Raw genomic sequence first — 25,177 nt, 5'->3', positions numbered from 1 at the left:
ATTAAAAATCATGCTAATAAGTAAGACAACTGATTAAATACTTAATTATATTTTTATGTATATTTTTCTCAATATATTTTTACTGTCAGTCATATGATTAAACAAAATAATCTGAAAGGTTCATTTTTTTATGGAACAGCCACAAACTTATTCCCCTTTTGATTTTATCATTTTTGGTGCAACTGGGGATTTAACAACAAGAAAGCTTCTCCCAGCGCTGTTTTATCGTTATCTAGACAAACAAATTCCAGCAGAAACTCGTATTATTGGTGCTGCTCGCTCTCCTTTAACAGATGAAGATTTCAGAGGACGTGCTCGTGATGGATTAAACCAATTTATTCAAGAAGCAGATCGCAACCCTGAAAAAATAGAAGAATTCCTTACAAAAATTCATTATGTGAGCTTAGATGGTGCTGATCCAAATGGCAAATGGTCCTCAATAGAGGACCTATTGAATTCAAAACAAGCTAATCCCGTTCGAATCTTTTACTTTGCTACAGCTCCTCGCCTCTATGGTGATATTTGTGATAATCTATCTAATAAAAAATTACTTACCAAAGACACGCGTGTTGTTCTTGAAAAACCAATCGGTACTTCTTTAGAAACCGCACAAGAAATTAATAATCGCGTCGGTAAACACTTACCAGAAAACCATATTTTCCGTATCGATCATTATTTAGGCAAAGAAACTGTTCAAAACATTCTTGCGCTCCGCTTTGCAAATCCTGTTTTTGAACGTTTATGGAGCTCTGATTCGATTGACTTTATCGAAATTACTGCTGCAGAAACCGTTGGCGTTGGCAAACGTGGAGGTTATTATGATGGTGCTGGTGCGTTAAGAGACATGGTTCAAAACCATCTATTACAAGTTTTATGTATGGTTGCTATGGATCCACCAATTTCATTAAGTGAAGACGATTTACGTAATGAAAAATTAAAAGTTTTACGTTCTTTAAAACCAATGACCGAAGATATGATCAAAACAGATACGGTCAGAGGACAATATACCACTAATGAGCAAAATGGTGAGCATATTCCTGGATATTTAGAAGAACTGAACAAAGACAGTAGTAACACAGAAACATTTGTTGCAATTAAAGCTCAAATTAACACCTCTCGTTGGAGCGGCGTTCCTTTTTACCTAAGAACAGGCAAAAGAATGGCCGAAAAAACGAGCGAAATCGTTATTCAATTTAAAAAATCTGCATGGTCTTTATTCCCAACTGCACCAGAACCTAATCGTTTGCATATTCGCATTCAACCTGATGAAGGTGTTTCTTTGTCAATGCAAGTTAAAGATCCAAGTAAATCTCATACAAGCTTACGCAGCACTTTTATTGATATTGACTTCTCCCCTGCGTTCCATATTCGTTATCCAGACTCATACGAGGGTTTGTTAATGGATGCTGTTAAAGGCGATCCTTTATTATTCATTCGTCGTGACGAAGTGGATGCTGCTTGGAAATGGATAGAACCTATTTTAGATGGTTGGGCCCGTGGAGTTGTGCCACTTTCTCAATATAAAGCTGGTTCTTGGGGGCCCCAAGAAGCAAATGAACTCCTTGCCAAAGAAGGTCACATTTGGCACGAAGATATGCCTTAAACCTACATGTCTGATTTAAACAAAACATCTAAAGACACCGTTAAACAGAATGAGCAATCTTCTCGTTTAACGGGTCGTCCCCATCGCTCTGTGAAGCGCAGAATTATACAACGTGTATTAGTCGCATTGCTTTTTTCTGCGGGGGTTATTGGGGCCAACGAAATGGGATGGTTGAATAATATTTCTCAGCAATTAACAAAACAAAAAGTTAATTGGTTAGATAATAAACAAGTCACCCAATATTTGCGTGAAGTGATTAACGATCAAAAACTCAGTGATACGCCTTCGAAATGTCTTGTCTTTGTCATTAATAATGACAATGGTGGAGACATTGTCGATATGCAGGTCAGAGAGCAACATAATAACTTATGCACAAATACACGCAGCGATTTTCCTTTGTTATTTACCTTTCGTGTAAACCGAACTGATGGTAATATACAAATTGATAAAGGAACCCCTAACCATTTTTATCCTATCCATTAAAATGGTTTGTTCACAAGGCTAAGCAATGACGGATGAAGCATCACCTCCTCCACAAACACGTCGTAGTTTTTTAACATTATTGACAGCAAGCTCTGTAACTGTAGGAGGGATTGCTGTTACTTGGCCTTTTTTAAATAGTCTGAATGTACAAAACACAACGATAGAAAATAGTTATGTTGACGTGGATATTTCATCTCTAAAAGCTGGGCAACAAATTACAATTACTTGGCAGGGACATCCTGTTTTTATTTTAAATCGTCCTGATGAAACGTTAAAATCTTTACAAGAGACTGCTTTATTAACGCGCCTACGTGATCCTGACAGTAAAGAATTACAACAACCACCCTATACTCAAAATTGGCACCGCTCTATTCATCCAGAGACCGCTGTATTGATTGGTTCCTGCACCCATTTAGGATGTGTCCCTACGTTAAAATTAGGCAGTAAGCTCGGGGGGCTTTATAATTGTGCCTGTCATGGCTCTCGCTTTGATTTAGCTGGACGCGTCTTTAAATCAATGCCTGCCCCTTATAACTTACCTATCCCGCCATATATGTATTTAAAACATAATATTATTCGTATTGGTGCAAACCCTAAAGGGCAAGAGTTCGATTTCACTAAAATTATTCAAATATAATTTGTTCTTTTACTAAATAAACAATTGATTAATTGAATATAAAACTGCTTTTCCTGCAAGATAAACGCGATTGTTCTCATAGCGACAATATAAAGTGCCTGACCTCCGAGACGCTTGAAAAGCGGTTAAGTTTGTCTTGTTTAACTTATCCGCCCATAAAGGCACCACATGACAATGCCCAGATCCACAAACAGGATCTTCTAATACACCTAACTTAGGAGCAAAACTGCGCGTTACACAATCATACTCCTTAGACTTCGCCGTAACATGCAACAACAATCCATCTAACGCTTTAACTTTTTGCTCATTAATCATCACAGCGTTGACTTGCTTTTCATTTTCCAAAACGCAAACTAAATCTCTACCTTTCCACACCTCGATTGGGCAAACACCAATTGCCTCTTTTATTTCATCAACGATATTCATCTGCTCCAAATGATAGGCTGGCATATCTAACTCATATAAATCTTCTTTTTTAGATACAATCAAAACGCCACTTTTCGTTTGAAATGAAATTTGCTCTAATTCTTTTTCAAAAAAAGACATTAAAACAAATGCCGTTGCCAAAGTTGCATGCCCACAAAGATCAATCTCATCTTCTGGTGTAAACCATCTCAAGGCATATACATTATCCTCCTGCTTTACAGTAAAAGCAGTTTCAGACAAATTATTCTCTTGGGCAATTTTCTGCATTAGATCATCAGCGATCCATTCTTCAAGCACGCAGATTGCAGCGGGGTTCCCTTTAAAAATTTTATCACTAAACGCATCAACGACATAACATTTCATTATGGTCTCCCTTCTCTAAACTAACTATTACACTGATACACAATCTCAATCATACATATAAAATCGACTTTTCCCTTGACTTTTAATACAAAAAACAGTCCCTATGAACATGTCAGATAGCCAGATGATCGCTGTTTATACGACTTTTGTCGTGTAAAGGGAGGAAAGTCCGGGCTCCACGGAAAAATGGTGCCAGTTAATGGCTGGCAAGGGTAACCTTAGGGAAAGTGCCACAGAAAATAAACCGCTTGTCGGAATTTATTGATTTTCAATAAATTACAAGTCAGGGTGAAATGGTGTGGTAAGAGCACACCGCGTTCTTGGTAACAAGAATGGCAGGGTAAACCCCACCAGGAGCAAAACCTAATAGGGATAACGGGTTATCGCAAGGTAATCGAAGAATTTCCGTCTTGTTATCCGGGTTGGTTGCATGAAATACGATGCGAATCGTATTATAGATGAATGATCATCGCTTGTCTTACGACATTCACAGAACCCGGCTTATACGCTATCTGACTTTAAATATTTACCAAAATCATCATTTTATCCATTTAAGGTCATTATTTCTTACTTATTTGTTTAATATTTAATCAGAATTTTCACATTGTTTTAAAAGTAAAACATTAATTTCTAAACAAAAGTTACTGAAAATAGAAGAAATTTTCATTCTAACATTTGACCTCCCATGATTACCCATGCTATCCCATAAAAAACATAATTTGCCCATAATGATGTAGCATCGATTCTTAGATTTATTTTTTCTTTTTTATTTAATACTGGACGTTTTAGGAGATTATACCAGAATGAGCTTATTCCTTGGCACACATCAAAATAGACTTGATGTCAAAGGAAGAGTTTCTGTGCCTGCAAACTTCCGTTCTGCATTACGCAAAGAACAATCAAAAGAAAGTCACTCTCTTATTTTCCGTCCTTCCCATAAAATGCCATGTATCGAAGCTTGGCCTCTATCCATTTTTTCTGAGCTAACCAATTCTTTAGATAATTTAGAACTTTTCTCTGAAGAGCATGACGATATTGCGACTACTCTATATGCAGAGGCCTGGCCTATTGATCCAGATCGCGAAGGCCGCATTTTATTACCTGATATTTTAAAAGAACACGCTAATCTAACTGATGCCGTTACCTTTATGGGACTAGGTACAATCTTCCAAATTTGGGAACCATCTGCTGCTGCGGAAAGATGTAAAGCCGCACGTCAAAAAGTACAACAAAAAAAACTGTCTATTACCCCGAAACTTAACAAAAAAAGGATAGAATCATGACACAACAAGCCTATCCTGCACATGAAGGACATTTTTCCGTCATGTTAAACGAGGTAATGACTTTGTTAAATCCTCAGCCTAATAGTATCTATGTTGATGGCACTTTTGGTGGTGGTGGATATAGTAAAGCCATTCTTTCTGCTGCACCTTGTGAAGTTTTGGGAATTGATCGTGATCCAGATGCAATTGCACGCGGCCGAGAAATTCAAAAGCAATTTCCTTCTTTGCATCTATTACAAGGTGATTTTGAAAATATCGATTCTTTATTAAAATCACAAAATATCACTCAATGTGATGGTATTGTCTTAGATTTAGGTGTTTCCTCTTTTCAAATAGATCAAGCTGATCGTGGCTTTTCTTTCCGTTTTGATGGACCTTTAGATATGCGGATGAGCCGCACAGGAAAGACTGCTGCTGACCTTGTTAACTCCCTCTCTGAAACAGAATTGGCAGATGTTTTATTTCATTATGGTGAAGAGCGTTTTTCTCGTCGAATAGCAAAAGCAATCGTAAATAGACGTTTAGAAGCTCCCTTTGAAACAACGCAAGATTTAGCAAGCTTGATTCAAAGAACCATTCCAACAGATAAAAGCAAGATTAACCCAGCAACGCGTTCTTTCCAAGGACTACGGATTGCAGTAAATAATGAGCTAGAACAAATTCATACAGCACTTAATGCTGCTTTAAAATTATTAAAACCTGGTGGAAAATTAATTGTTGTCTCTTTTCACTCTCTTGAAGACAGAATTGTTAAAGATATTATGAATAAAGCTGCCGGACGCGTTGCAAAACCTTCCCGATATCTTCCACTTTCTTTGTCTCCATCACAAGATATCACCAGCTTTGAATTACTAACGACAAAACCACAACGTCCTTCTGAGCAGGAATGTCATATAAATTCTCGTTCACGTAGTGCCAGACTACGTGCCATCAAACGTAATTTATGATCTGAAAAAAGGAAAACTTCCAAATGATGATCCGTCCATTTACTTTATTTTGTGCTCTTTTCGCTGGGGTTTCTGGTATGGTTTTATATGCTCAAAAGCATAAAACAACCTTGCTGGATAAAGAAATCACCAAAATTGTTTATGATACAAATAAAATAAAATCACAAACAGCGATGTTACGCACTGAATGGACGCTATTAAATCAACCTGATCGTCTAAAAGATCTTTCCGCAAAATTTATTCCAGGACTACGAGCACTTAATCCAACACAGTTTGTTCAAATGGCTTCAGCAACAAGTGCTTTACCTCCTGTTCAACAAGATCAAGCAAAAGATAAAACTCGTGAACAATTGGTTCAAAACGTTGCTCAAAGCCATGGGCAATCTCCGAGTATAATTGCTGAAGCAACAGGTGCTAATAATGAGCCTCCTATTATCGTTTCTCAAAATGCAGCTGCTGCCATACGGCCACAACAACCAACAGCTTCTACAGATAACACTGTAACAAACCCTGCTGTACCTCCTCGTCCTGCAAATTATAAAAAAGTTAAAACAACAGAAATCGCTAGTGCTGCTGAAACTGTTGAAACAACAGATGTAACGCCACAACCCACTAAAAAAGCACCCGTTACAATAACACAAAATAACAAATCAAATACTATAAAGCCCATTCGACGTAAAAAAGTTAAAACAACGGAAATCGCTGATGCTGCTGAAGTTGTCGAAACAGCAGATGTGAAGCCACAACTCGCTAAAAAAGCACCTGTTGCAACAACACAGAATAATAACTCTGATGCTGTACAACCTACTCGTCATAAAAAAGTTCAAACAACAGAAGTGGCTGATTCGGCTGAAACAGCAAATATCATACCACAACCCATCAAAAGAAATCATATTGAAAATGTTTCTTATAATATTCAGAGTGGTAATCCTTTTTCTCATAATAAAACTGCATCTACCAGCCTGGGAAATACTGCTACAGAGAAAAAAGCTGTTAAACCTACACAGCAAGTGGCAACAACCGTTCCTAAAAAACGCCCTGCAGCCGTTAAGGTTGCTCGTAACGATATCAAAAGAAACAACACATCAGAATCTGCTTTAGGTGGAGGTGCTGACGATGCTCTCCCTGCACCTGTTCCTTTCGGTCATTAATTATCAAAGGTTGTATAAAAAAGATGCAATATAGAGATGATCGGAAGCAAGCTTCTCCTCGTAGTAAGGTGCAGGAAAAGCCGTCTGAGCCAAATGTAAGCAAAAGAAAAAAGAAAAAAAACTATAATAAAATGGATAAGACAAGAACGCGTCTGTTAATCACAGCATGCGGTTTTTGTGCTTTATATGGAGCAGTTACTTTTAAACTAACTTTTGCAACAATTTTAATGCCTCTTGCACCTCAAAAACAGCAAATTGGGCCACAAGTTCCTGCGATTCCTAAAAGTGACCCTAAAGGGGTCATGTCTGGTGATTTCTCTCTGCCACAAATCAAAAGAGCCTCTATTATTGATCGTAACGGTCAAATTTTAGCTATTTCTTTACCGGTTGCACAAGTATATGCCAACCCTTTAGAAATTATTGATGCTGCTGACGTTACTAGAAAACTAAAAGAGATTTTACCAAAACTTGATATGAATGTAACGTATCAACGTTTATCTTCTAAAAAGCAATTTGTGTATCTTGCTCGAGATATTTCCCCTCAACAAGAAGTCGCCATTAATAATCTGGGTATTCCAGGCTTATATTTTGAAGCTGGCGAACGTCGTCGTTATCCTCTAGGAAGATTAGCCTCTCATATTTTAGGGAGTGTTGATATTGACGATCACGGCATTGCAGGAGTTGAAAAGTTTTTTGACCAACGTTTGATGGAAACACGTCACCCTTTAAGATTATCGTTAGACACCCATGTTCAAACTGTTGTGCAAGAAGAAGTTGAAGCTGCCAAAAATAAGTTCCAAGCCGAGGCTGCCTGTGGAATTGTGATGGATGTTCATACAGGTGAAATTATCGCAATGATTAGTTTACCTGACTATGATGCGAACCAATTTAATAGAGCTCCTCCAGACTCTCGTTTTAACCGAGCAACCACAGGAATGTATGAGCCTGGGTCAACATTTAAACTTCAAAATGTTGCAATGGCACTCGAACTAGGCGTTGTTCATATTTGGGATCGCTTTGCCACAGCACCTATTCGTGTTGGGCGCTTTACCATCAAAGATTTGAAGACAGATCATTTTCCACCTTATCTTTCTTTACCAGAAGTCATGGCTTATTCCTCCAACCCAGCCTCTGCTCATATCGCATTGGATGTAGGCGGAGAAAAACAAAGGGCATGGATGGCAAGAATGGGATTTTTTGCTCGAGTTCCAATAGAGCTCCCTGAATCTGGACGTCCAATTGTACCTTCAGTAAAAAACTGGGGAATTTCAACAGTCATGACGGTTGCATTTGGTCATGGTATTGCTGAATCTCCATTAGCTATTGTTCGTGGAACAGCAGCTACAGTCAATGGCGGAATTCTATTGAAACCGACTTTGTTATCATTACAAGATATCAGTAACAGTGACCCTTCCCAAGATCCACAAGATGCCAATGATCCTACTCCAAAACCTCAAGCACAAGGCGAGCGCGTTCTTTCTGAAAAAACATCAGCGCTTTTACGAAGGATTTTACGCTTAGACGTTGCCAAAGGAACAGGTAAAAATGCAGAAGTTCCAGGATATTTTGTTGGTGGGAAAACAGGCACCAGTGAAAAAGTTAGTAAAACAGGTGGCTATTTAAAACATGTCAACGTTTCTGCCTTTACCGCTGTATTCCCGATGAATGACCCGAAATACGCAGTCTATGTTATGTTGGATAGCCCAAAACCAACCAAAGAAACACATGGCTGGACAACTGCTGGATGGAATGCTGCACCAACCGTATCTAAAATTATTGGACGTATTGGACCTATTTTGAACCTATTCCCCAATACAAAAGATGCCGCAACCATTGATGCACAGTTAGCTATTCCGCTACGTCCTCCTGTTCCCAGAGGTTTCAGAGCATTAGGGCCAGGGAATGATCCAGGCGACCCTCGTTTAAATCGTCCACAACAGCAATCTAAAGAAAAAGCAAAAAAGAAATCTACAGTTAAAGCTACCGCAACCCGATAAGAATAAAGGCTCTTTTAAACGATGACCTCTCTGAATAGCCTCTTACATCATGTTCAATTACCACTCGTTCCTAACGATGCTGAGATTACAGGAATCACGCTAGATAGCCGAAAAGTGCAAAAAGGATATCTTTTTGCAGCGCTGCCTGGAGCAAAATCTAACGGATGTGATTATATTGATGTGGCTATTCAAAAAGGCGCACAAGCCATTCTTTTGCCAACAGGTGTAACTTTTCCTGAAACCAATAGTTGCATTCCAATTCACTGTGACAATCCACGTTATATTTTATCATTAATAGCTGCTTTTTTCTTCCCCAAACATCCCAAACATCAAGTGGCTATTACGGGCACCAATGGAAAAACAAGCACTGCTGACTTTATCAGACAAATTTGGCAACTACAGAACTATAAATCTGCTACGATTGGCACTTTAGGGGTTATCAGTAACACTGATTATCACTATACAGGGCCTGTATTGACTACCCCCGATAGTATTATGGTACATGAAATCCTAACCGATTTAGTCAACCATGATGTGCAACATCTTGCGTTAGAAGCCTCGTCTCATGGTTTGGATCAATATCGTTTAGATGGCTTAACCATAGAAGCCGCTGGCTTTACCAATCTAACCCGTGATCATTTAGATTATCATCATGATTTTCAGCATTATTTAGAAGCAAAACTAAGATTATTTAAACATATTCTCCCTATTGATGGCATTGCCGCCATCAATGCTGATATGGATCAAAATGCACTGAAACAAATTACGCAAGCTATTTTGGAGCATAAACAAGAGTTACGATTAGTTGGTGAACAAGGACAATTTTTAAAGCTTCTTTCAGTAACGCCTTTACCTGAAGGGCAAAAATTAGAAATTAAAACTGTATATAATGAAATTTTCTCGGTCACTATTCCTTTATTAGGACGGTATCAAGTCGATAATATTTTGCTAGCTATGGCACTCATTGCCAAAAATGAGCATGACATTGCTAACTTTGTCCCTTTATTACCTCACCTTAAAGGGGTCAGAGGTCGAATGGAGCAAGCCGCAATTTTATCAAATGGTGCTGCAATCTACGTTGATTATGCGCATACCCCTGATGCTCTGGCACATTTATTACAATCTTTACGCCCGCATACACATCATAATTTATATGTTATTTTTGGCGCTGGTGGAGATCGTGATACAGGAAAACGACCATTGATGGCTCAAGAAGCAGATAAATATGCGGATTATGTCATTATTACCGATGATAATCCACGCACAGAAAATCCTAATCTTATTCGTCAAGAAGTAAAAACTGGTGCTCCCACCGCTTTAGAAATTGCAGGACGAGAAGAAGCCATTGCTCAAACCATAAAAAAGCTACAAACAGGCGATATCTTGGTTGTAGCAGGAAAAGGTCATGAACAAGGACAAATTATTGGCTCTGTTGTCCATCCCTTTGACGATGTTACTATTATTAAAAAACATGCGAGTTGTTTATGAGTGTTTTATGGACTGAAACCGACCTGACCCACGCAACGGGTGGATCTTTTCCTTGTGCTATGCCAATTAAAGGCACCGGAATTTCCATAGACACACGCACAATCGAAAAAGGCGATATTTTTATCGCCATTATTGGTGAAAATAGCGATGGGCACGCTCATATTCAAAAAGCTTTAGAAGCAGGTGCTGCCTGTGCCATTGCAAGTAATCCAATTGCAGGATTACCAGAAAACGCACCTGTTCTATATGTCAAAGATACTTTGCAAGCGTTAACAGATATGGGACGCTATGCACGTCACCGCTTTACTGGAAAAGTTATTGCCATTACTGGTAGCGTTGGAAAAACAACCACCAAAGAAATGCTAAAAACGACTTTATCTGCTTTTGGCACTGTTCATGCGGCGGCAGGATCTCATAATAATCATCTTGGCGTTCCTTTGACCTTGGCACGTTTACCAATCAATACCAATTTTTGCGTTTGTGAAATTGGGATGAATCATATTGGTGAAATCGCACCTTTAGCAGAACTCGTCAGTCCTCATATTGCAATTATTACTGAGGTTGCTTCTTCACATTTAGGATATATGCAAAATCTCGATAATATTGCCAAAGAAAAAAGCCAAATTATCACCGCTATTCCTGTGCAAGGCGTTGCTTTGGTTCCTGAGAGCATTTATGGGTTGGAAATATTCAAAGAAACTGCGAAACAGCAGCAAGTCCATTTACAAACAGTTGGAACGACTTCAGCTGCGTCTATACAAATCAGTGATATTCATCTTGGAGCTCAAAAATCAGCGTTTCAAGCAACTATAAATAAACAACATCTTACATTTTCGTTATCCTCACCAGGTGGGCATTTAGTTCGCAATGCTGGACTAGTCATTGGCGCCATCAATGCATTAGGGGTAGACATCCAACACGCCATTTCAGCACTCGCTTCGTTCCAAACAGGAAATGGCAGAGGAAAAATCTTACCTTTACAAGAGCAAAACGGCCTTGTCTTAGACGAAAGTTACAACGCATCAACTTTATCAATTCGCACTGCCTTACAAACACTATCTCTATTAGCTCCTGCCAGAAAAATTGTGGTCTTAGGTGATATTATGGAACTCGGAGAGTATAGCGAACAAGAACATCTTTCTTTGTTACCAAATATTACTTCAAATGCTGATCTTGTTTTTTGTTGTGGTTCGATGATGAAAATTGTATTTGAACAATTACCACCCCCATTACAAGGGGCTTGGTGCGCCTCTGCGCAAGAACTCATTCCTTTGATTCAAAGTATCTTACAAGATAATGATACGCTTTTAGTCAAAGGCAGCAACAGCATGCGTATGAGTGCAATTGTAACGACTTTAACTGCTCCAGCGATAAGGAAAAACTAATGCTATATGATTTGATTACGCGTTTTGGGTTGGAATATCTTTCTCCATTCAACCTATTTCGCTATATTACTTTTCGCGCTGGAGCAGCGTGCTTTACTGCCTTTTTCCTGAGCCTATGGATCGGTCCGTATGTCATCGCAAAGTTACATAAAATTCAACGTGATGGTCAGCCTATTCGTGCATTAGGGCCAGAGCGTCATATCAAAGAAAAAGCAGGCACTCCAACAATGGGGGGCATTATGATGCTTTTAACACTGACATTCTCTACTCTTTTATGGAGTGATCTTTCCAATGGATTTATTTGGATTGTTTTACTCGTCACATTAGGGTTTGGACTTATTGGTTTTTTTGATGACTATCAAAAATTAGCAAAGAAAAATACAGATGGATTGTCAAAACGCACACGCTTAGGAGGCGAATTTTTAATTTCTGTTATCGCTTCTTTCGCGTTACAACATCTCACACCTCCTGAAATTGCTAATCAAGTAGCTATACCTTTTTTCCAAAATCTTATGATCCCCTTAGGATATTTCTTTCCTATTTTTGGGATGGTCGTGATTGCAGGCTTTGGAAATGCTGTTAATTTTACTGATGGTCTAGATGGGCTTGCTATTGTTCCCGTTGTCATTGCGTTCCTTGTTTTTGCATTAATTGCTTATATTGTTGGCAATGCTATTTTTGCAAAATATCTATTTCTTCCTTTTGTCCCGCAGTCCGCCGAATTAGGTATTTTCTGTGCCGCTGTTATTGGTGCTGGACTAGGTTTCTTATGGTTTAATGCTCCTCCTGCTTCCGTATTTATGGGAGATACAGGTTCATTAGCTTTAGGCGGAGCATTAGGTGCCGTAGCTGTAGCCGTCAAGCATGAATTAGTTTTATGTATTGTTGGTGGGCTTTTTGTTGTTGAAACTCTATCCGTTATTATACAAGTTGCTTGGTATAAACGCACCAAAACACGTGTATTTTTAATGGCTCCTTTACATCATCATTTTGAAAAAAAAGGGCTTTCAGAGTCAAAAATTGTTATTCGTTTTTGGATTGTTGCGATTATGCTAGGTCTCATTGGTCTAGCCACATTAAAGTTGCGTTAATATGAATTTCTCATCTACTCTTTTCCACACTTATCGTTATGCAATCTTAGGTCTAGGCAAAAACGGAATTGTTGCTGCTGAACGTTTACTGGCTATGGGTGCAACAATTCAAATTTGGGATGACCAAGAAAAGAAAAGAAATGAAGTCCCTAACGAGCTCATCCCATTCGTCGCACCCTTTGAAGACTTACATCAATTTGATGCATTAGTAATGTCCCCTGGAATCCCGCATTATTTACCAAAACCTCATCCGGTTGCTCAACTTGCGATTGAACAAAACATACAAATTTTATCTGACGCGGAACTCTTATACCGTGCTGTCAAGGCCTCAGGATCAAAAGCACGTTTTGTTGCTATCACAGGCACAAACGGAAAATCTACAACAACCGTTTTATTAACACATCTTTTAAACGAAGCTGGTATTCCTGCAATGGCTGGAGGGAACTTAGGCCCTGCTGCATTAGCTCTCCCTTTACTGGACGATCAAGGCGTATATATTCTAGAAATGTCTTCTTACATGTTGGAACGTTTTGTAGAATTTACAGCTGATATTTCATGTTTACTCAATATGACCCCAGATCATTTAGAGCGTCATGGAGATATGCAAGGATATATCACAGCAAAGCATCATATTTTTGATCGACAATCCTCAAACCAACTGGCTGTTATTGGAGTTGAAGATCCTATTTGTGCCAATATTGCCAAAGAACTTCGCAGCCAACAGAATGTTCAAGTCGAAACAATTGCTGGAACGAATATCAATGCTGATTTTTGGGTAAACAACCGACAATTACAAGATCAACACGGCATAATTGCGGATCTTACCAAAGCCCCTCTGTTACCAGGCGATCATAATGCCCAAAATGCAGCGGCAGCGACAGCCATGGCTTTACATTTAGGTCTCAATAAAGAGCAAATCCAATCAGGACTAACCTCTTACCAAGGACTAGCACATCGTCAAAGACCTGTTGCAACCTTGAATAACGTAACCTTTATCAATGATAGCAAAGCAACCAATGCTGATGCAGCTTCAAAAGCACTAACCTGTTATGATGAATTAGTATGGATTGCTGGCGGAATGGCAAAGTCTAATGGAATTGATGATTTAGCCCCTTATTTCCCTCGCATGAAATTCGCTTTACTGATTGGCAAAGATGCGCCTATCCTAGAAAAAACATTAAAACAGTATCAAGTCCCTTATAAAATTGTCCATACCCTTGAATGTGCTGTTCCTGAGGCTTATAAATTTGCCCAGCAATATCATATTCAAACGATTTTACTTTCTCCAGCTTGTGCTAGTTTTGATCAATTTAGCAGTTTTGAAGAAAGAGGCAATCGTTTTGCTGAGCTTGTCATGAAGCTTTCATCTTCGCTTCCTTTGCAATCAAAGAATTAAGGATTCAAATCAATGTCAGGAATTTCTCGCTCTGATAATTCGTTGCTTGCACGTTGGTGGCGTAATGTTGACCATTGGATGCTTGGTTCTGTTGGATTATTGATTGGTTTTGGATATATTTTGATGATGGCTGCCAGCCCTGCTGTGGCACAGCGTATTGGGGCATCAAGGGACATGTTTATTTTTAAACAAGTCATGTTCCTTAGTATCGCAGGCTTTACCATTCTTATCATCTCGATGTTGTCCGTTGAAGGAATTAAAAAGCTGAGTATTATTGGCACTTTTATTGCCATTCTGGCCACTGCTTATACCTTAGTACATGGAATGGATATTAAAGGGGCAAAACGTTGGATTGCTTTACCGATTATGTCCTTGCAACCTTCTGAATTCCTCAAACCTTGTTTTGCTATTTTAACGGCTTGGCTTTTAACACAATGGAAGAAACGCCTTTATATCCCTGGTGTTTTTATTGCGTTGGGCATTTATGGCGTTATCCTTTTTATCTTAAAGTCCCAGCCTGATATCGGAATGTTAGCCGTTATTACTGCGGTTTTATTCACACAGTTGTTTATCAATGGGTTAAATGTATTTTGGATTTTCTCTGGTATTGGCGGGATGGTTGCCGCTTTTATTGGTGCCTTTATTGCGCTTCCCCACGTAAGATCTCGTGTAGAACGTTTTTTACATCCTGATGTTGGGGATCATTACCAAATTGATACTGCTTTACGTGCCTTTGGAAACGGTGGCTTATGGGGACGCGGGCCTGGTGAAGGCCGTGTTAAAGACCTATTACCCGATGCTCATGCTGACTTTGTGTTTGCTGTGGCTGGTGAAGAATATGGAATGGTAATCTGTTGTTGTATTATCTTAATTTTCTGTTTCATGGTCACCAGAACTTTACTCAAAATGATCAAAGAAGATGATCCTTTTATTATCCTTGCTACTTCTGGATTAATCACAGGTTTTGGATTACAAGCATTTATTAATATGGGATCAACCTTGCATTTAATCCCTACCAAAGGAATGACGCTTCCATTTATTTCTTACGGAGGATCTTCAGCGATTTCCGTTGCTCTAACCATTGGAATGGTTCTAGCATTAACGCGTAAACGTGTCGAACCGCCTCAATTCTTTAAAAATAATAACCAACCTTTTAGCAAAAGAAACATTTTACGATGAATAAACCTACAATCGCCATTGTTGCTGGAGGAACTGGAGGGCACTTTTTCCCTGCCAAAGCATTAGCTATACAGTTAAGAGAACGTAATTATCCGATCTTATTCATGACAGATAAACGTATTGAAGATCCTCAGTTAGCTGAATGGAATGATACGCAGCAATTTATTATTGATGGCGGTGGTATTGCAAAAAAATCTTTTGGTAAAAAAATTAGTAATGGTTTTGAGCTTCTCAAAGGGATTTCACAGTCTCATAAAATCCTAAAAGAGAATCCTGTTACTGCTATTATTGGTTTTGGTGGATACCCTTCTATTCCTCCTTTGACAGCAGCACGCCTGATATCAAAGAAAAAACGTCCTAAAATTATTCTACATGAAGGCAATGCCATTATTGGGAAAGCAAATGCAATGTTATCCCATTTTGCCAATGTGATAGCGACTTCTTATCCTGAAGTTACAGGGATTTCCAAACATATTCCAGTCAAAGCAACAGGCCTTCCTGTTCGCCCTGATATTACCGCACTTTATCCTGCGCCTTATCAAGCACCAACAGATGAAATCTCTTTGCTGATTTGGGGAGGGTCTTTAGGTGCCAAGATATTCGGAGAAATTGTTCCTTATGCTTTGGAAAACCTACCCAAAGAAATAAAACAAAAGCTACGCATCACACAGCAAGTACGCCAAGAAGATTTAAATCGTGTGGCTCAGATTTATGATAAAGCAGAAATCAAAGCAACACTTGCTCCATTCTTAAACAACGTCTCTGATTTATTAAAACAAGCACATCTTGTCATTGGACGTGCCGGGGGCTCTTCTGTTTCAGAACTTTCCTTAGCTGGAAAGCCTGCGATATTAGTTCCTTACCCTTTTGCTGCGAATAAAGAACAAGATTATAATGCCAAAGCTTTAGAGCAAGAAGGTTCAGCATGGGTCATTGATCAAAAAGAATTTTCTGTCACGCCTCTGACGGCTCTGTTAAACGAGCTATTCAGCAATCCTGAAAAATTAAGTAAAGCTGCAGCAGCACATCATTTAGTCTATCCCAATGCTGCAAAAGAATTGGCAGATTTGATAGAATATTATATCAACGTATAACACCCTCTCTGATCCTTTGATAAAGAAAGAACTGTAATAATGAGATCTCTTCCCCTTTCAATTGGCACCATTCACTTTGTTGGTATTGGTGGTATTGGTATGTCTGGTATTGCCGAGACTTTGCATTACCTCGGATATAAAATCCAAGGGTCAGATATGTCAGAAAACGCGAATGTATTACGTTTACGCAAACTAGGCATTGCTGTTCACATCGGACATAAAGCCGAAAATGTAGGACAAGCCCAAGTCGTTGTCGTTTCTTCTGCCATTAAAAAAGACAATCCAGAAGTTGTTGATGCACGTTCTCGTTTTATTCCTGTCGTTCGTCGTGCAGAAATGTTGGCGGAACTCATGCGTTTGCGCTGGTCCATTGCAGTTGGGGGAACACATGGAAAAACAACAACAACCAGCTTAATTGCGACCTTGTTAGAATATGCCAAACTGGATCCAACTGTTATTAATGGTGGGATTATCGAAGCTTATGGCACGAATACCCGTATGGGCTCTGGGGATTGGATGGTTGTTGAGGCTGATGAAAGCGATGGCTCTTTCTTACATCTTCCTGTGGTCATTGCCATTGTAACCAATATGGATCCAGAACATATGGATCATTGGGGCACACCTGAAGCCATGGAAAACGCATTTCATCAATTCGTTTCCAATATTCCTTTTTATGGCTTTGGCGTTTTATGCATCGACCATCCTGCTGTGCAAAAAATGCTACCGAACCTTTCTGATCGTCGCTTAATTACTTACGGTTTTTCCCCTCAAGCCGATATTCGTGCTGATAAAATCATTACTGATAAACTCGGAACCACTTTTGACGTCGTTGTCACAAATCGTCATAAACAAATTAATCGTCGCATTGGGCCATTCCGTTTACCAATGCTGGGTCAACATAATGTTCAAAATGCATTGGCTGCAATCGCCGTTGCACTAGAAATGGATATTAGTGAAGATAATATTCGTTCTGCTTTTGCCGCATTTAAAGGGGTTCAACGCCGCTTTACCAGAGTGGGAGAAGTTGGAAAAATTAGTATTATTGATGATTATGGACATCACCCTGTTGAAATTTCTGCGGTCTTAAAAGCAGCGCGCCAAGCAACATCGAATAACGTTATTGCTGTGGTTCAACCACACCGTTATACGCGTCTTCGTGATTTATTCACTGAATTTTGCTCTTGTATGAATGATGCCAGCACCGTTATTGTGGCAGATGTCTATGCAGCAGGTGAAGAACCTATTCCAGAATTTAATCGTGATACCTTAATCGAAGGGTTACGCGCTCACGGGCATCAATCTGTTGTTGCGCTTCCTCATCCAGATCAACTGGCAGAAATGATTAATGCCATTGCAGAACCTGGTGATGTGGTAATTTGCCTTGGGGCAGGATCCGTTACGCATTGGGCACATGCTTTGCCAGAGCAACTCAAAAAACTACAACAAGAAAGCGCTTAAAAGGATAGAATATGCAACAAGGTCTTTTTACTCCAGAAGCACTTTCTGATTTATTGCCAAAGCTGCAAGGAAAGATCAATTTTGATGTTCCTCTGCATGCACGCAGCTGGTTTAGAGTTGGTGGAAATGCAGAAGTTTTAATCAATCCTGTGAATGATGAAGACCTTGCCTATATTTTAAATGCCCTTCCTTTAGAATGGCCTATTTTTACCTTAGGTGCGACCTCTAACCTCTTAATCCGTGACGGAGGCATTCCTGGTGTTAACTTTCAACTCCGCAAAGGGTTTAATGAAATCATTCCAGATCAAGACGGGTTTATTGTTGGTGCGGCTTGTTTAGACACCACCGTTGCTGAACATGCTGCTGCCACTGGGATTGCTGGATTAGAGTTTTTAATTGGTATTCCTGGCTCTATTGGTGGTGCCGTCAAAATGAATGCTGGCGCACATGGTTCAGAACTTTCGAATATTCTTGATTGGGTAGAAATCATTACAAGAGATGGTGAGTTACACCGTTTATCTGTGAGTGAGCTAGGACTAAGTTATCGCCATTCTTCTTTGCCTCAAGATGCTATTGTTACCAAGGCACGTTTACAAGGCACGCCTGCGGATAAAGAGAAAATCACGCAAGCAATGAATGCTATTAAAAAGCAACGAGAAGATTCTCAACCTATTCGTTCTCGCACAGGAGGATCAACCTTCCGCAACCCAGATCCTTCTGAGACCGAGCATAAAGCATGGCAACTCATTGATATGGTTGGGGGTAGAGGCTTAACCATAGGTGGCGCTCAAGTGAGTGAAAAACATTGTAATTTCTTAATTAACACTGGCACAGCAACTGCTGCGAATATTGAGAATTTAGGTGAAGAAGTTAAAAATCGTGTTATGAATCAGTTTGGAATTTCGCTTCACTGGGAAATTAAACGTGTTGGTCGTCCACTAGAAAAATAAGAAAGATATAAAATGTCCCAAAAGCATGTCACCGTCCTTCGTGGTGGAATTTCTTCTGAACGTGAAGTCAGCCTTGCCAGTGGTAGTAATGTTATCGATGCACTCAAAGAAGCTGGTTATCAAGTCAGTGATCTAATTGTCAATGATGATTTAGGGCATCTTGTCCAATCCCTAAAAGAGCAAAAGCCTGATGTCGTCTTTAACGCTTTACATGGACGTTTTGGTGAAGATGGTGCCATACAAGGTGTTTTAGAATGGATGAACATTCCTTATACACATGGGGGCATTTGTTCTTCTGCAATTGCGATGAATAAGCAAATGACACGGATTTTACTGGCAGATGCTGGACTTCCTGTTGCGACGGGAAAAGTTATTCCTATTCAAGAACTTGCCTCACAAGACCCTCTTCCTGTTCCTTACGTTGTAAAACCTATTGAAGAAGGTTCTTCCGTTGGAGTGTATATTATTACAGAAACAGATGCCAATGCACGTCAACAAAAACGTAAAGACATAGTTAAAGAATGGCACTTTGGTGAAAATGCTTTAATTGAGCAGTTTATTCCAGGAAAAGAACTTACGATTTGTGTGATGGAAGATAAAGCGTTAACTATCACCGATATTTCTTCTGGTGCGCATGTATTTTATGATTATGCCTCTAAATATACAGCTGGTGAATCACAACATACATTACCAGCACAAATACACCCTAAAGCATTTGAAGACGCTTTAAACTATGCAAAGCAAGCGCATAAAATATTAGGATGTTATCCAACGTCTCGCACAGATTTTAGATATGACAATACCAACGAGACCAAAGACAATCCTGGTAAACTTTATATCTTAGAAATAAATACGCAACCAGGGATGACGAAAACTTCTTTGCTACCTGAGCAAGCAGCATATTGTAACATATCTTACCCAGAACTCTGTTCTTGGTTAGTGGAAAAAGCAAGATGTCGTACATAAAGAAACGACCCGAATATCAAAATGATCGCCCCTCAAAGAGCTCGATTGCTATTCGTCGCTCTAAGCGTTTTTTGCGACCTTTTATCTTACTACTTTTAATTATAGGATTATTTATTGGCGGCGGTTGGGTTGTCTTCAGAATGGCCGGAGATCAACAATTCTCGGTGATTCGTGAAAAAGTTGCTAACCTTATCCCTATGAAGATCACTAAGATTCTCATTACAGGATGTAACTTAACTAGCGAAGATGAGGTCAAAGATGCCTTAGGTATCCACATCGGGGATTCCATTTTTAATTTTTCAGTAAAAGATGCTCAACAACGCTTAGATGAACTTCCTTTCGTTGATCATGCTTTATTAAAACGTCAGCTTCCTAATACGATTACTATTCATATTACCGAACGCACTCCTTTTGCAGTATGGCAACATAATGGTCAGTTTAAACTCATTGATCGTCAAGGAAATATTGTTGATGATCATGGAATGAGCGGTAAAGATGGAAAAGCCTTTTTACGACTTCCTTTGGTAGTCGGATATGGTGCAAATATAAGTGCTGCAGAATTACTAGATATTATCTCCACACAACCTGATATTAAAAAACATGTTGTCGCAGCCGTTCGCGTTGGAAATAGACGATGGAATCTAGATCTAAAAAATGGTACTATCGTCTTGTTACCAGAAAATCAGGAACTCCCCGCTATTCAACGCTTAAACCGTTTGCAAAAAGATATTCAGCTTTTGGATCGTCCGATCAAAGTCATTGATTTACGATTAGCTGATCGATTAATTATCCAAGAAGATAAAAATTACATGAATCAATCGCAAACTAATGATAACACAGAGAATAAAGACGATTCAAATACGCCGCCAACATCAACACCACAAAACAATTAAAGTTGAATTATTCAGCTTTATAAACAGGGTCAAAGGTCATGGGTAAGCTAACCTCTTCTCAGAAAAAAGCAAAAAGTAAAAATCAGAATTCTAGTCATGACAAAAATGCTTTGACATTGGCTCAATCAAGGCAACTTGTAAAAAGCCGTGTATTTCCCCCTGATGATCTTCCTTATAAAAAAGACTGGTTACCTGGTGTTTTTGGTGTTTTAGATATTGGCAGTAATAAAATCACCTGTTTAATTGGCCAAGGGAAATCTAATGGCCAACTACAAATTTTGGGATATGGTTGGCGCAGGTCTCACGGCGTCAAACAAGGTGGCATTGTCAATCTCCAAGCGGCAGAACGCGCTATTCGTTCTGCCGTTGGTCAAGCCGAAGAATCAGCCGAACGACGTTTAAGTAAAATCTACGTCAATCTTTCTGGTGGCAAACCTCAAAGTCAATTGTTTAATGTCGATTGGCCCATTGGTGGTCGCGAAGTCAATAATCATGATATTTATCGACTCGTCAATGAAGGCGTGTTACGCGCACAAATCGATGGCAGAGAAATCATCCATGCTTTACCTCTAGCATTTGATGTTGATGAAACTTCTGGCGTTGAGGATCCTCGCGGCCATCAATGTGAATTACTAAGCACACGCCTACATATTATTGACACTTCTGCAACAGCACTAAGAAATTTAGCAACCGTATTAACACGCGCAGAATTAGAGATAGAAGCCATTATCTCCTCCCCTTTAGCAGCAGGCCTTGCTGTTATGGCTCCAGATGAACGCGATTTAGGTGCAACAATTGTAGATATGGGTGGAGGAACAACGTCTATTGGTATTTTTGGAGAAGGACAACTTCTTTACTCCTCTCAAATACCAATTGGCGGATCACATATTACTAGAGATATTGCTGGAATTCTATCAACCTCTATTGATACTGCCGAATGGCTAAAAACCATGTGGGGAAGTGCTGAATACTCATATGATGATGAATATCAACAACTTCCGATTCAAATGATCGGCGATGATGACTATGAGGTTGTGACAAAAATACCACTATCTCGAGTTATTTCTATTATTCGACCAAGAATCGAAGAAACTTTAGAGCTTGTTCGTGATCGTCTTGACAACGCAAATGTTGGCAATGCAGCAAACGGAAGAGTCATCCTAACAGGGGGAGGATCTTTACTCGATGGCCTAGGCCCACTGGCTGCTCGCATTTTAAACCGTCAAATTCGACTTGGAAAACCAAATAATATCATAGGGTTACCAGATGACACTGCAAATTCTGCAGCGTTCTCGACAGCAGCAGGATTATTAGCTTGGGCAGCAGGGGATGGTCGAACTTTGGCTGATCTTGACTTCGCAGACAAAAAATCAGAAGGCTTTTTGAAAAAATTAATCGAGTTTATTCGCACACATATGTAAATATTTCTTTGGATTCTAACGCTTTTCTAATGTATCGTATTTCTAATGTATCGTATTTCTAAAATAAAAAGCTATACTTGCTTCGAGGATATTCATGACACTCAACTTGACAATTCCACAACCTACTTATGCTGATTTTACACCTCGTATTACAGTTTTTGGTGTCGGTGGTGGCGGTACAAATGCCGTTGATAATATGATTCTTTTACAATTAAAAGGCGTAGAATTCGTTGTTGCGAATACAGACGCCCAACAATTGATGAAAAGCTGTTCAGATAATCGTATTCAACTAGGACCACATTTAACCCAAGGGCTAGGTGCTGGTGCAAAACCTGACATTGGTCGTGCAGCAGCAGAAGAAGCTGCTGAAGAAATAGCTCGCCATATGGAAAATGTACACATGGTATTCATCACTGCAGGTATGGGAGGAGGCACTGGTACTGGTGCTGCCCCTGTCATTGCACGTATGGCTCGTGAACGCGGCATTTTAACGGTTGGTGTTGTCACAAAACCGTTTACCTTTGAAGGCGCAAGAAGAGCACGTTTAGCAGAAACAGGTATTGCTGAACTTCAACAGTTTGTTGATACCTTAATTGTTATTCCAAACCAAAATCTTTTCCGTACAGCAACCGAAAATACAACTTGGCAAGATGCCTTTAAAATGGCTGATGAAGTTTTGTATATGGGTGTTAAAGGCGTAACTGATCTGATGATGTCCCCTGGGCTTGTTAATCTTGATTTTGCCGATATTCGTACTGTAATGGCGGAAATGGGAAAAGCCATGATGGGAACGGGTGAAGTCGAAGGGGAAAACAGAGCTATTCGTGCTGCTGAATCAGCTATATCGAATCCTTTGTTAGAAGACACCTCTATGTCTGGCGCTCGTGGTTTGTTAATCAATATTACAGGTGGTTCAGATCTTACACTCTTCGAAGTAGATCAAGCTGCCAATCGTATTCGTGAAGAAGTCGCAGAAGATGCAAATATTATTTTTGGTTCTGCAATTGATGAAAATTTAACTGGAAAAATTAGAGTTTCTGTTGTCGCTACAGGTATTGACAGCCCTGTTCAATATGAAAAACAGTCTCCTTCCGCTCAACATCCAGTAGAACCTGAAAAAGCACCTACATCAGAAGCGACGCAGCATAAAGAAACGGTAGCTCCCAAAACAGCGAGTGCTCCAGTAGCTGAAACAATACAACAACCTACTGCACAGCAACAGAAACCTGAACATATTCAATATCAAGAGCCTCCTATTGCTTCACATAAAACCGCACAAGTAACAGAAGAAGAAAAAGCTATTCCTTCACGTCATACTGATGAACCTCGGGCACCCTCCCCTGATGCAATTCCAGAACGTGCTTCAAAAACCTCCCCTCGTTCCGGATTATTCTCTGATCCACACCATCGCCAAGATGATACCCCTCCTCCGCCATCTAGAAGCTTATTTGGTATTGTAACTGGGGCACTACGTGGAAATAAAAACTATCCTACTTCACAAACTGAACAAGGGAAAAATGAACCTTCTATTGCAACAAATGCAGAATTAAATCAAATAAAATCCAAAAACGATTCTAACAAAATCGATGAGGAAGGTCTTGATATTCCGGCTTTTTTAAGAAGAAAGTCATAAAAAAATAATATTTTTAAAAGGCCTCTAGAATATTTTAGAGGTCTTTTTTTTTACCTTATTTGCATTTCTTCGTAACACTATGCAATAATCTTTGACTGGTATTCTTTTTATTTCCTCTTTAAATGATTTTAAGTATAGCGACACCTTTATACAATCATATTTATATACGGGACAAAGACGATGAATGGAATACAAACAAAATCTTTAGCAAGATCAGCAAATGCAGCTCGTCGTTCTGTATGGTCCTCTTTTTCGTCTGCTCAACCTCATATCGCACCAGAACATACAATCTCCAATTCTATGTCTTGTTCTGGTATTGGACTACACTCTGGGAAATATATTAATTTACGTTTGCTTCCAGCCCCGGCTGGTACAGGTGTCGTATTCCATAGAACTGATCTCAATAATGCATTCATTAAAGCAAATTATGATACCGTCGTTGATACAACACTCAGCACCGTTATTGCATGCAAAAACGATCCTTCTGTCAGAATTGCAACAATCGAACATTTAATGGCAGCTTTAGCTGGGAATCAAATAGATAATGTAATCGTTGAATGCGATGGACCTGAACTTCCTGTGTTAGATGGATCCTCTGCTCACTTTAATACTTTGTTAGAACAAGCAGGAACACAAACCTTACTTGCAATTATGCCTAGCATTAAAATCCTCAAAACAGTTCGTGTTGAATCAAATGATGCTTTTGCAGAGCTCAACCCGTCTTCTGAAGATGGTTTATCTTTAACTTTATCAATTGACTTTCCTGTTGCAGCCATTGGCAAACAACTTTTTAAGATGAAGCTAACACCTGAGAATTTCAAAACAGAGCTTGCTCATTGCCGTACTTTTGCATTAAAAAAAGAAATCGATACATTACATAAAATGGGCCTTGCACAAGGTGGAAGCCTTGAAAACGCAATCGTTGTCGAAGACAATGTTATTTTGAATCCAAACGGTTTACGTTGTGAAAATGAATTTGTAAAACATAAAATGTTAGATGCTATTGGTGATTTATCTTTAGCCAATGCTCGCATACATGGAGAATTTATTGGTCACAAATCTGGCCATACACTGAACAACCTTTTGTTACGTAAATTAATGGCTGACCCAACCTCTTGGTGTTATTTACCAACTTCTACACGCATGAACACACCTGAAATTTTCCCAAACTTTTTTTATCAAAGTCAACAAAAACAAGAGGCTTAAAAACCTCACTTCAAATTAAAATTCAAATTTGTGAAATAAAACTCTTCAACTTCTCTTACGACATGATATAAAAATACTTCGTTTATCAAGTGTTGTGCCATTTTTATTAAAGCAGAAAGTTGTCAAA

At 39.3% G+C, this 25,177-nt stretch carries 21 protein-coding genes and 1 other RNA gene; 21 read left to right on the top strand and 1 reads right to left on the bottom strand.

Features of this window, described 5'->3' with window-relative positions; translation table 11 throughout:
* Positions 1–130 precede the first annotated feature (130 nt).
* Genes zwf through petA form a run of 3 tightly spaced genes read left to right on the top strand, consistent with a single transcriptional unit; the run spans position 131 to position 2,723 of the window.
* Positions 131–1,603: a glucose-6-phosphate dehydrogenase gene (gene zwf / locus CIN_RS00550; RefSeq protein WP_008853099.1), complete on the top strand. Its 1,473-nt coding sequence runs from the start codon at positions 131–133 to the stop codon at positions 1,601–1,603.
* A gap of 6 nt (positions 1,604–1,609) precedes the next feature.
* Positions 1,610–2,086, top strand: a complete 477-nt coding sequence (locus CIN_RS00545; RefSeq protein ID WP_008853098.1) for a hypothetical protein — start codon at positions 1,610–1,612, stop codon at positions 2,084–2,086.
* 25 nt (positions 2,087–2,111) lie between these two features.
* Positions 2,112–2,723: a ubiquinol-cytochrome c reductase iron-sulfur subunit gene (petA, locus tag CIN_RS00540; protein WP_008853097.1), complete on the top strand. Its 612-nt coding sequence runs from the start codon at positions 2,112–2,114 to the stop codon at positions 2,721–2,723.
* Positions 2,724–2,735: 12 nt separating this feature from the next.
* On the opposite strand, the gene CIN_RS00535 is transcribed toward petA, so the two are convergent.
* A complete protein-coding gene (locus CIN_RS00535) occupies positions 2,736–3,512 on the bottom strand; it encodes a PhzF family phenazine biosynthesis protein (protein WP_008853096.1) in 777 nt (258 codons plus the stop codon).
* A 112-nt stretch (positions 3,513–3,624) separates the two neighbouring features.
* Here CIN_RS00535 and rnpB point away from each other — a divergent pair.
* The 18 genes from rnpB (at position 3,625) to lpxC (ending at position 25,050) form a co-directional block, all read left to right on the top strand.
* Positions 3,625–4,032, top strand: an RNA gene (rnpB, locus tag CIN_RS11365) — RNase P RNA component class A.
* A gap of 283 nt (positions 4,033–4,315) precedes the next feature.
* Positions 4,316–4,795: a division/cell wall cluster transcriptional repressor MraZ gene (gene mraZ / locus CIN_RS00530; protein WP_008853095.1), complete on the top strand. Its 480-nt coding sequence runs from the start codon at positions 4,316–4,318 to the stop codon at positions 4,793–4,795.
* Positions 4,792–5,742 carry a 16S rRNA (cytosine(1402)-N(4))-methyltransferase RsmH gene (gene rsmH / locus CIN_RS00525; RefSeq protein WP_008853094.1) on the top strand — a complete coding sequence of 317 codons (951 nt, stop codon included), beginning with the start codon at positions 4,792–4,794 and terminating at the stop codon, positions 5,740–5,742. The genes mraZ and rsmH overlap by 4 nt, the downstream gene beginning before the upstream one ends.
* Before the next feature lie 23 nt (positions 5,743–5,765).
* Positions 5,766–6,893, top strand: coding sequence for a cell division protein FtsL (gene ftsL, locus CIN_RS11270; protein WP_008853093.1), 1,128 nt, complete (start codon positions 5,766–5,768; stop codon positions 6,891–6,893).
* A gap of 23 nt (positions 6,894–6,916) precedes the next feature.
* Complete coding sequence (locus CIN_RS00515; protein ID WP_008853092.1) at positions 6,917–8,890, top strand: peptidoglycan D,D-transpeptidase FtsI family protein; 1,974 nt, start codon at positions 6,917–6,919, stop codon at positions 8,888–8,890.
* A gap of 21 nt (positions 8,891–8,911) precedes the next feature.
* Positions 8,912–10,378: a UDP-N-acetylmuramoyl-L-alanyl-D-glutamate--2,6-diaminopimelate ligase gene (locus CIN_RS00510; protein WP_008853091.1), complete on the top strand. Its 1,467-nt coding sequence runs from the start codon at positions 8,912–8,914 to the stop codon at positions 10,376–10,378.
* Positions 10,375–11,763 carry a UDP-N-acetylmuramoyl-tripeptide--D-alanyl-D-alanine ligase gene (locus CIN_RS00505; protein WP_008853090.1) on the top strand — a complete coding sequence of 463 codons (1,389 nt, stop codon included), beginning with the start codon at positions 10,375–10,377 and terminating at the stop codon, positions 11,761–11,763. The genes CIN_RS00510 and CIN_RS00505 overlap by 4 nt, the downstream gene beginning before the upstream one ends.
* On the top strand, positions 11,763–12,854 hold the full coding sequence (gene mraY, locus CIN_RS00500) for a phospho-N-acetylmuramoyl-pentapeptide-transferase (protein ID WP_008853089.1): 1,092 nt from the start codon (positions 11,763–11,765) through the stop codon (positions 12,852–12,854). The genes CIN_RS00505 and mraY overlap by 1 nt, the downstream gene beginning before the upstream one ends.
* A gap of 1 nt (position 12,855) precedes the next feature.
* On the top strand, positions 12,856–14,250 hold the full coding sequence (gene murD / locus CIN_RS00495) for a UDP-N-acetylmuramoyl-L-alanine--D-glutamate ligase (RefSeq protein ID WP_008853088.1): 1,395 nt from the start codon (positions 12,856–12,858) through the stop codon (positions 14,248–14,250).
* Between the two features lie 12 nt (positions 14,251–14,262).
* Entirely contained in the window at positions 14,263–15,429 is a 1,167-nt protein-coding gene (locus CIN_RS00490; RefSeq protein WP_008853087.1) for an FtsW/RodA/SpoVE family cell cycle protein, read from the top strand.
* Positions 15,426–16,523 carry an undecaprenyldiphospho-muramoylpentapeptide beta-N-acetylglucosaminyltransferase gene (gene murG, locus CIN_RS00485; protein ID WP_008853086.1) on the top strand — a complete coding sequence of 366 codons (1,098 nt, stop codon included), beginning with the start codon at positions 15,426–15,428 and terminating at the stop codon, positions 16,521–16,523. The genes CIN_RS00490 and murG overlap by 4 nt, the downstream gene beginning before the upstream one ends.
* A 39-nt stretch (positions 16,524–16,562) precedes the next feature.
* A complete protein-coding gene (gene murC / locus CIN_RS00480) occupies positions 16,563–17,981 on the top strand; it encodes a UDP-N-acetylmuramate--L-alanine ligase (RefSeq protein ID WP_008853085.1) in 1,419 nt (472 codons plus the stop codon).
* Between the two features lie 11 nt (positions 17,982–17,992).
* Complete coding sequence (murB, locus tag CIN_RS00475) at positions 17,993–18,931, top strand: UDP-N-acetylmuramate dehydrogenase (protein ID WP_008853084.1); 939 nt, start codon at positions 17,993–17,995, stop codon at positions 18,929–18,931.
* 12 nt (positions 18,932–18,943) lie between these two features.
* On the top strand, positions 18,944–19,897 hold the full coding sequence (locus tag CIN_RS00470) for a D-alanine--D-alanine ligase (RefSeq protein WP_008853083.1): 954 nt from the start codon (positions 18,944–18,946) through the stop codon (positions 19,895–19,897).
* The gene (locus CIN_RS00465) at positions 19,885–20,790 is read left to right on the top strand and encodes a cell division protein FtsQ/DivIB (RefSeq protein ID WP_050798293.1); all 906 of its coding nucleotides are present in this window, start codon (positions 19,885–19,887) and stop codon (positions 20,788–20,790) included. The genes CIN_RS00470 and CIN_RS00465 overlap by 13 nt, the downstream gene beginning before the upstream one ends.
* Positions 20,791–20,828: 38 nt before the next feature.
* Positions 20,829–22,211 (top strand): cell division protein FtsA, encoded by a 1,383-nt coding sequence (gene ftsA, locus CIN_RS00460; protein ID WP_008853081.1) that lies wholly within the window; start codon positions 20,829–20,831, stop codon positions 22,209–22,211.
* Between the two features lie 94 nt (positions 22,212–22,305).
* Positions 22,306–23,844 (top strand): cell division protein FtsZ, encoded by a 1,539-nt coding sequence (gene ftsZ, locus CIN_RS00455; protein ID WP_008853080.1) that lies wholly within the window; start codon positions 22,306–22,308, stop codon positions 23,842–23,844.
* Between the two features lie 180 nt (positions 23,845–24,024).
* Positions 24,025–25,050, top strand: a complete 1,026-nt coding sequence (gene lpxC, locus CIN_RS00450; protein WP_008853079.1) for a UDP-3-O-acyl-N-acetylglucosamine deacetylase — start codon at positions 24,025–24,027, stop codon at positions 25,048–25,050.
* The last annotated feature ends 127 nt before the right edge of the window (positions 25,051–25,177 follow it).

The sequence above is a fragment of the Commensalibacter intestini A911 genome, from assembly GCF_000231445.1.
GTDB classification, from domain to species: Bacteria; Pseudomonadota; Alphaproteobacteria; order Acetobacterales; family Acetobacteraceae; genus Commensalibacter; species Commensalibacter intestini.
This window is presented reverse-complemented; position numbering and strand designations above follow the sequence as displayed.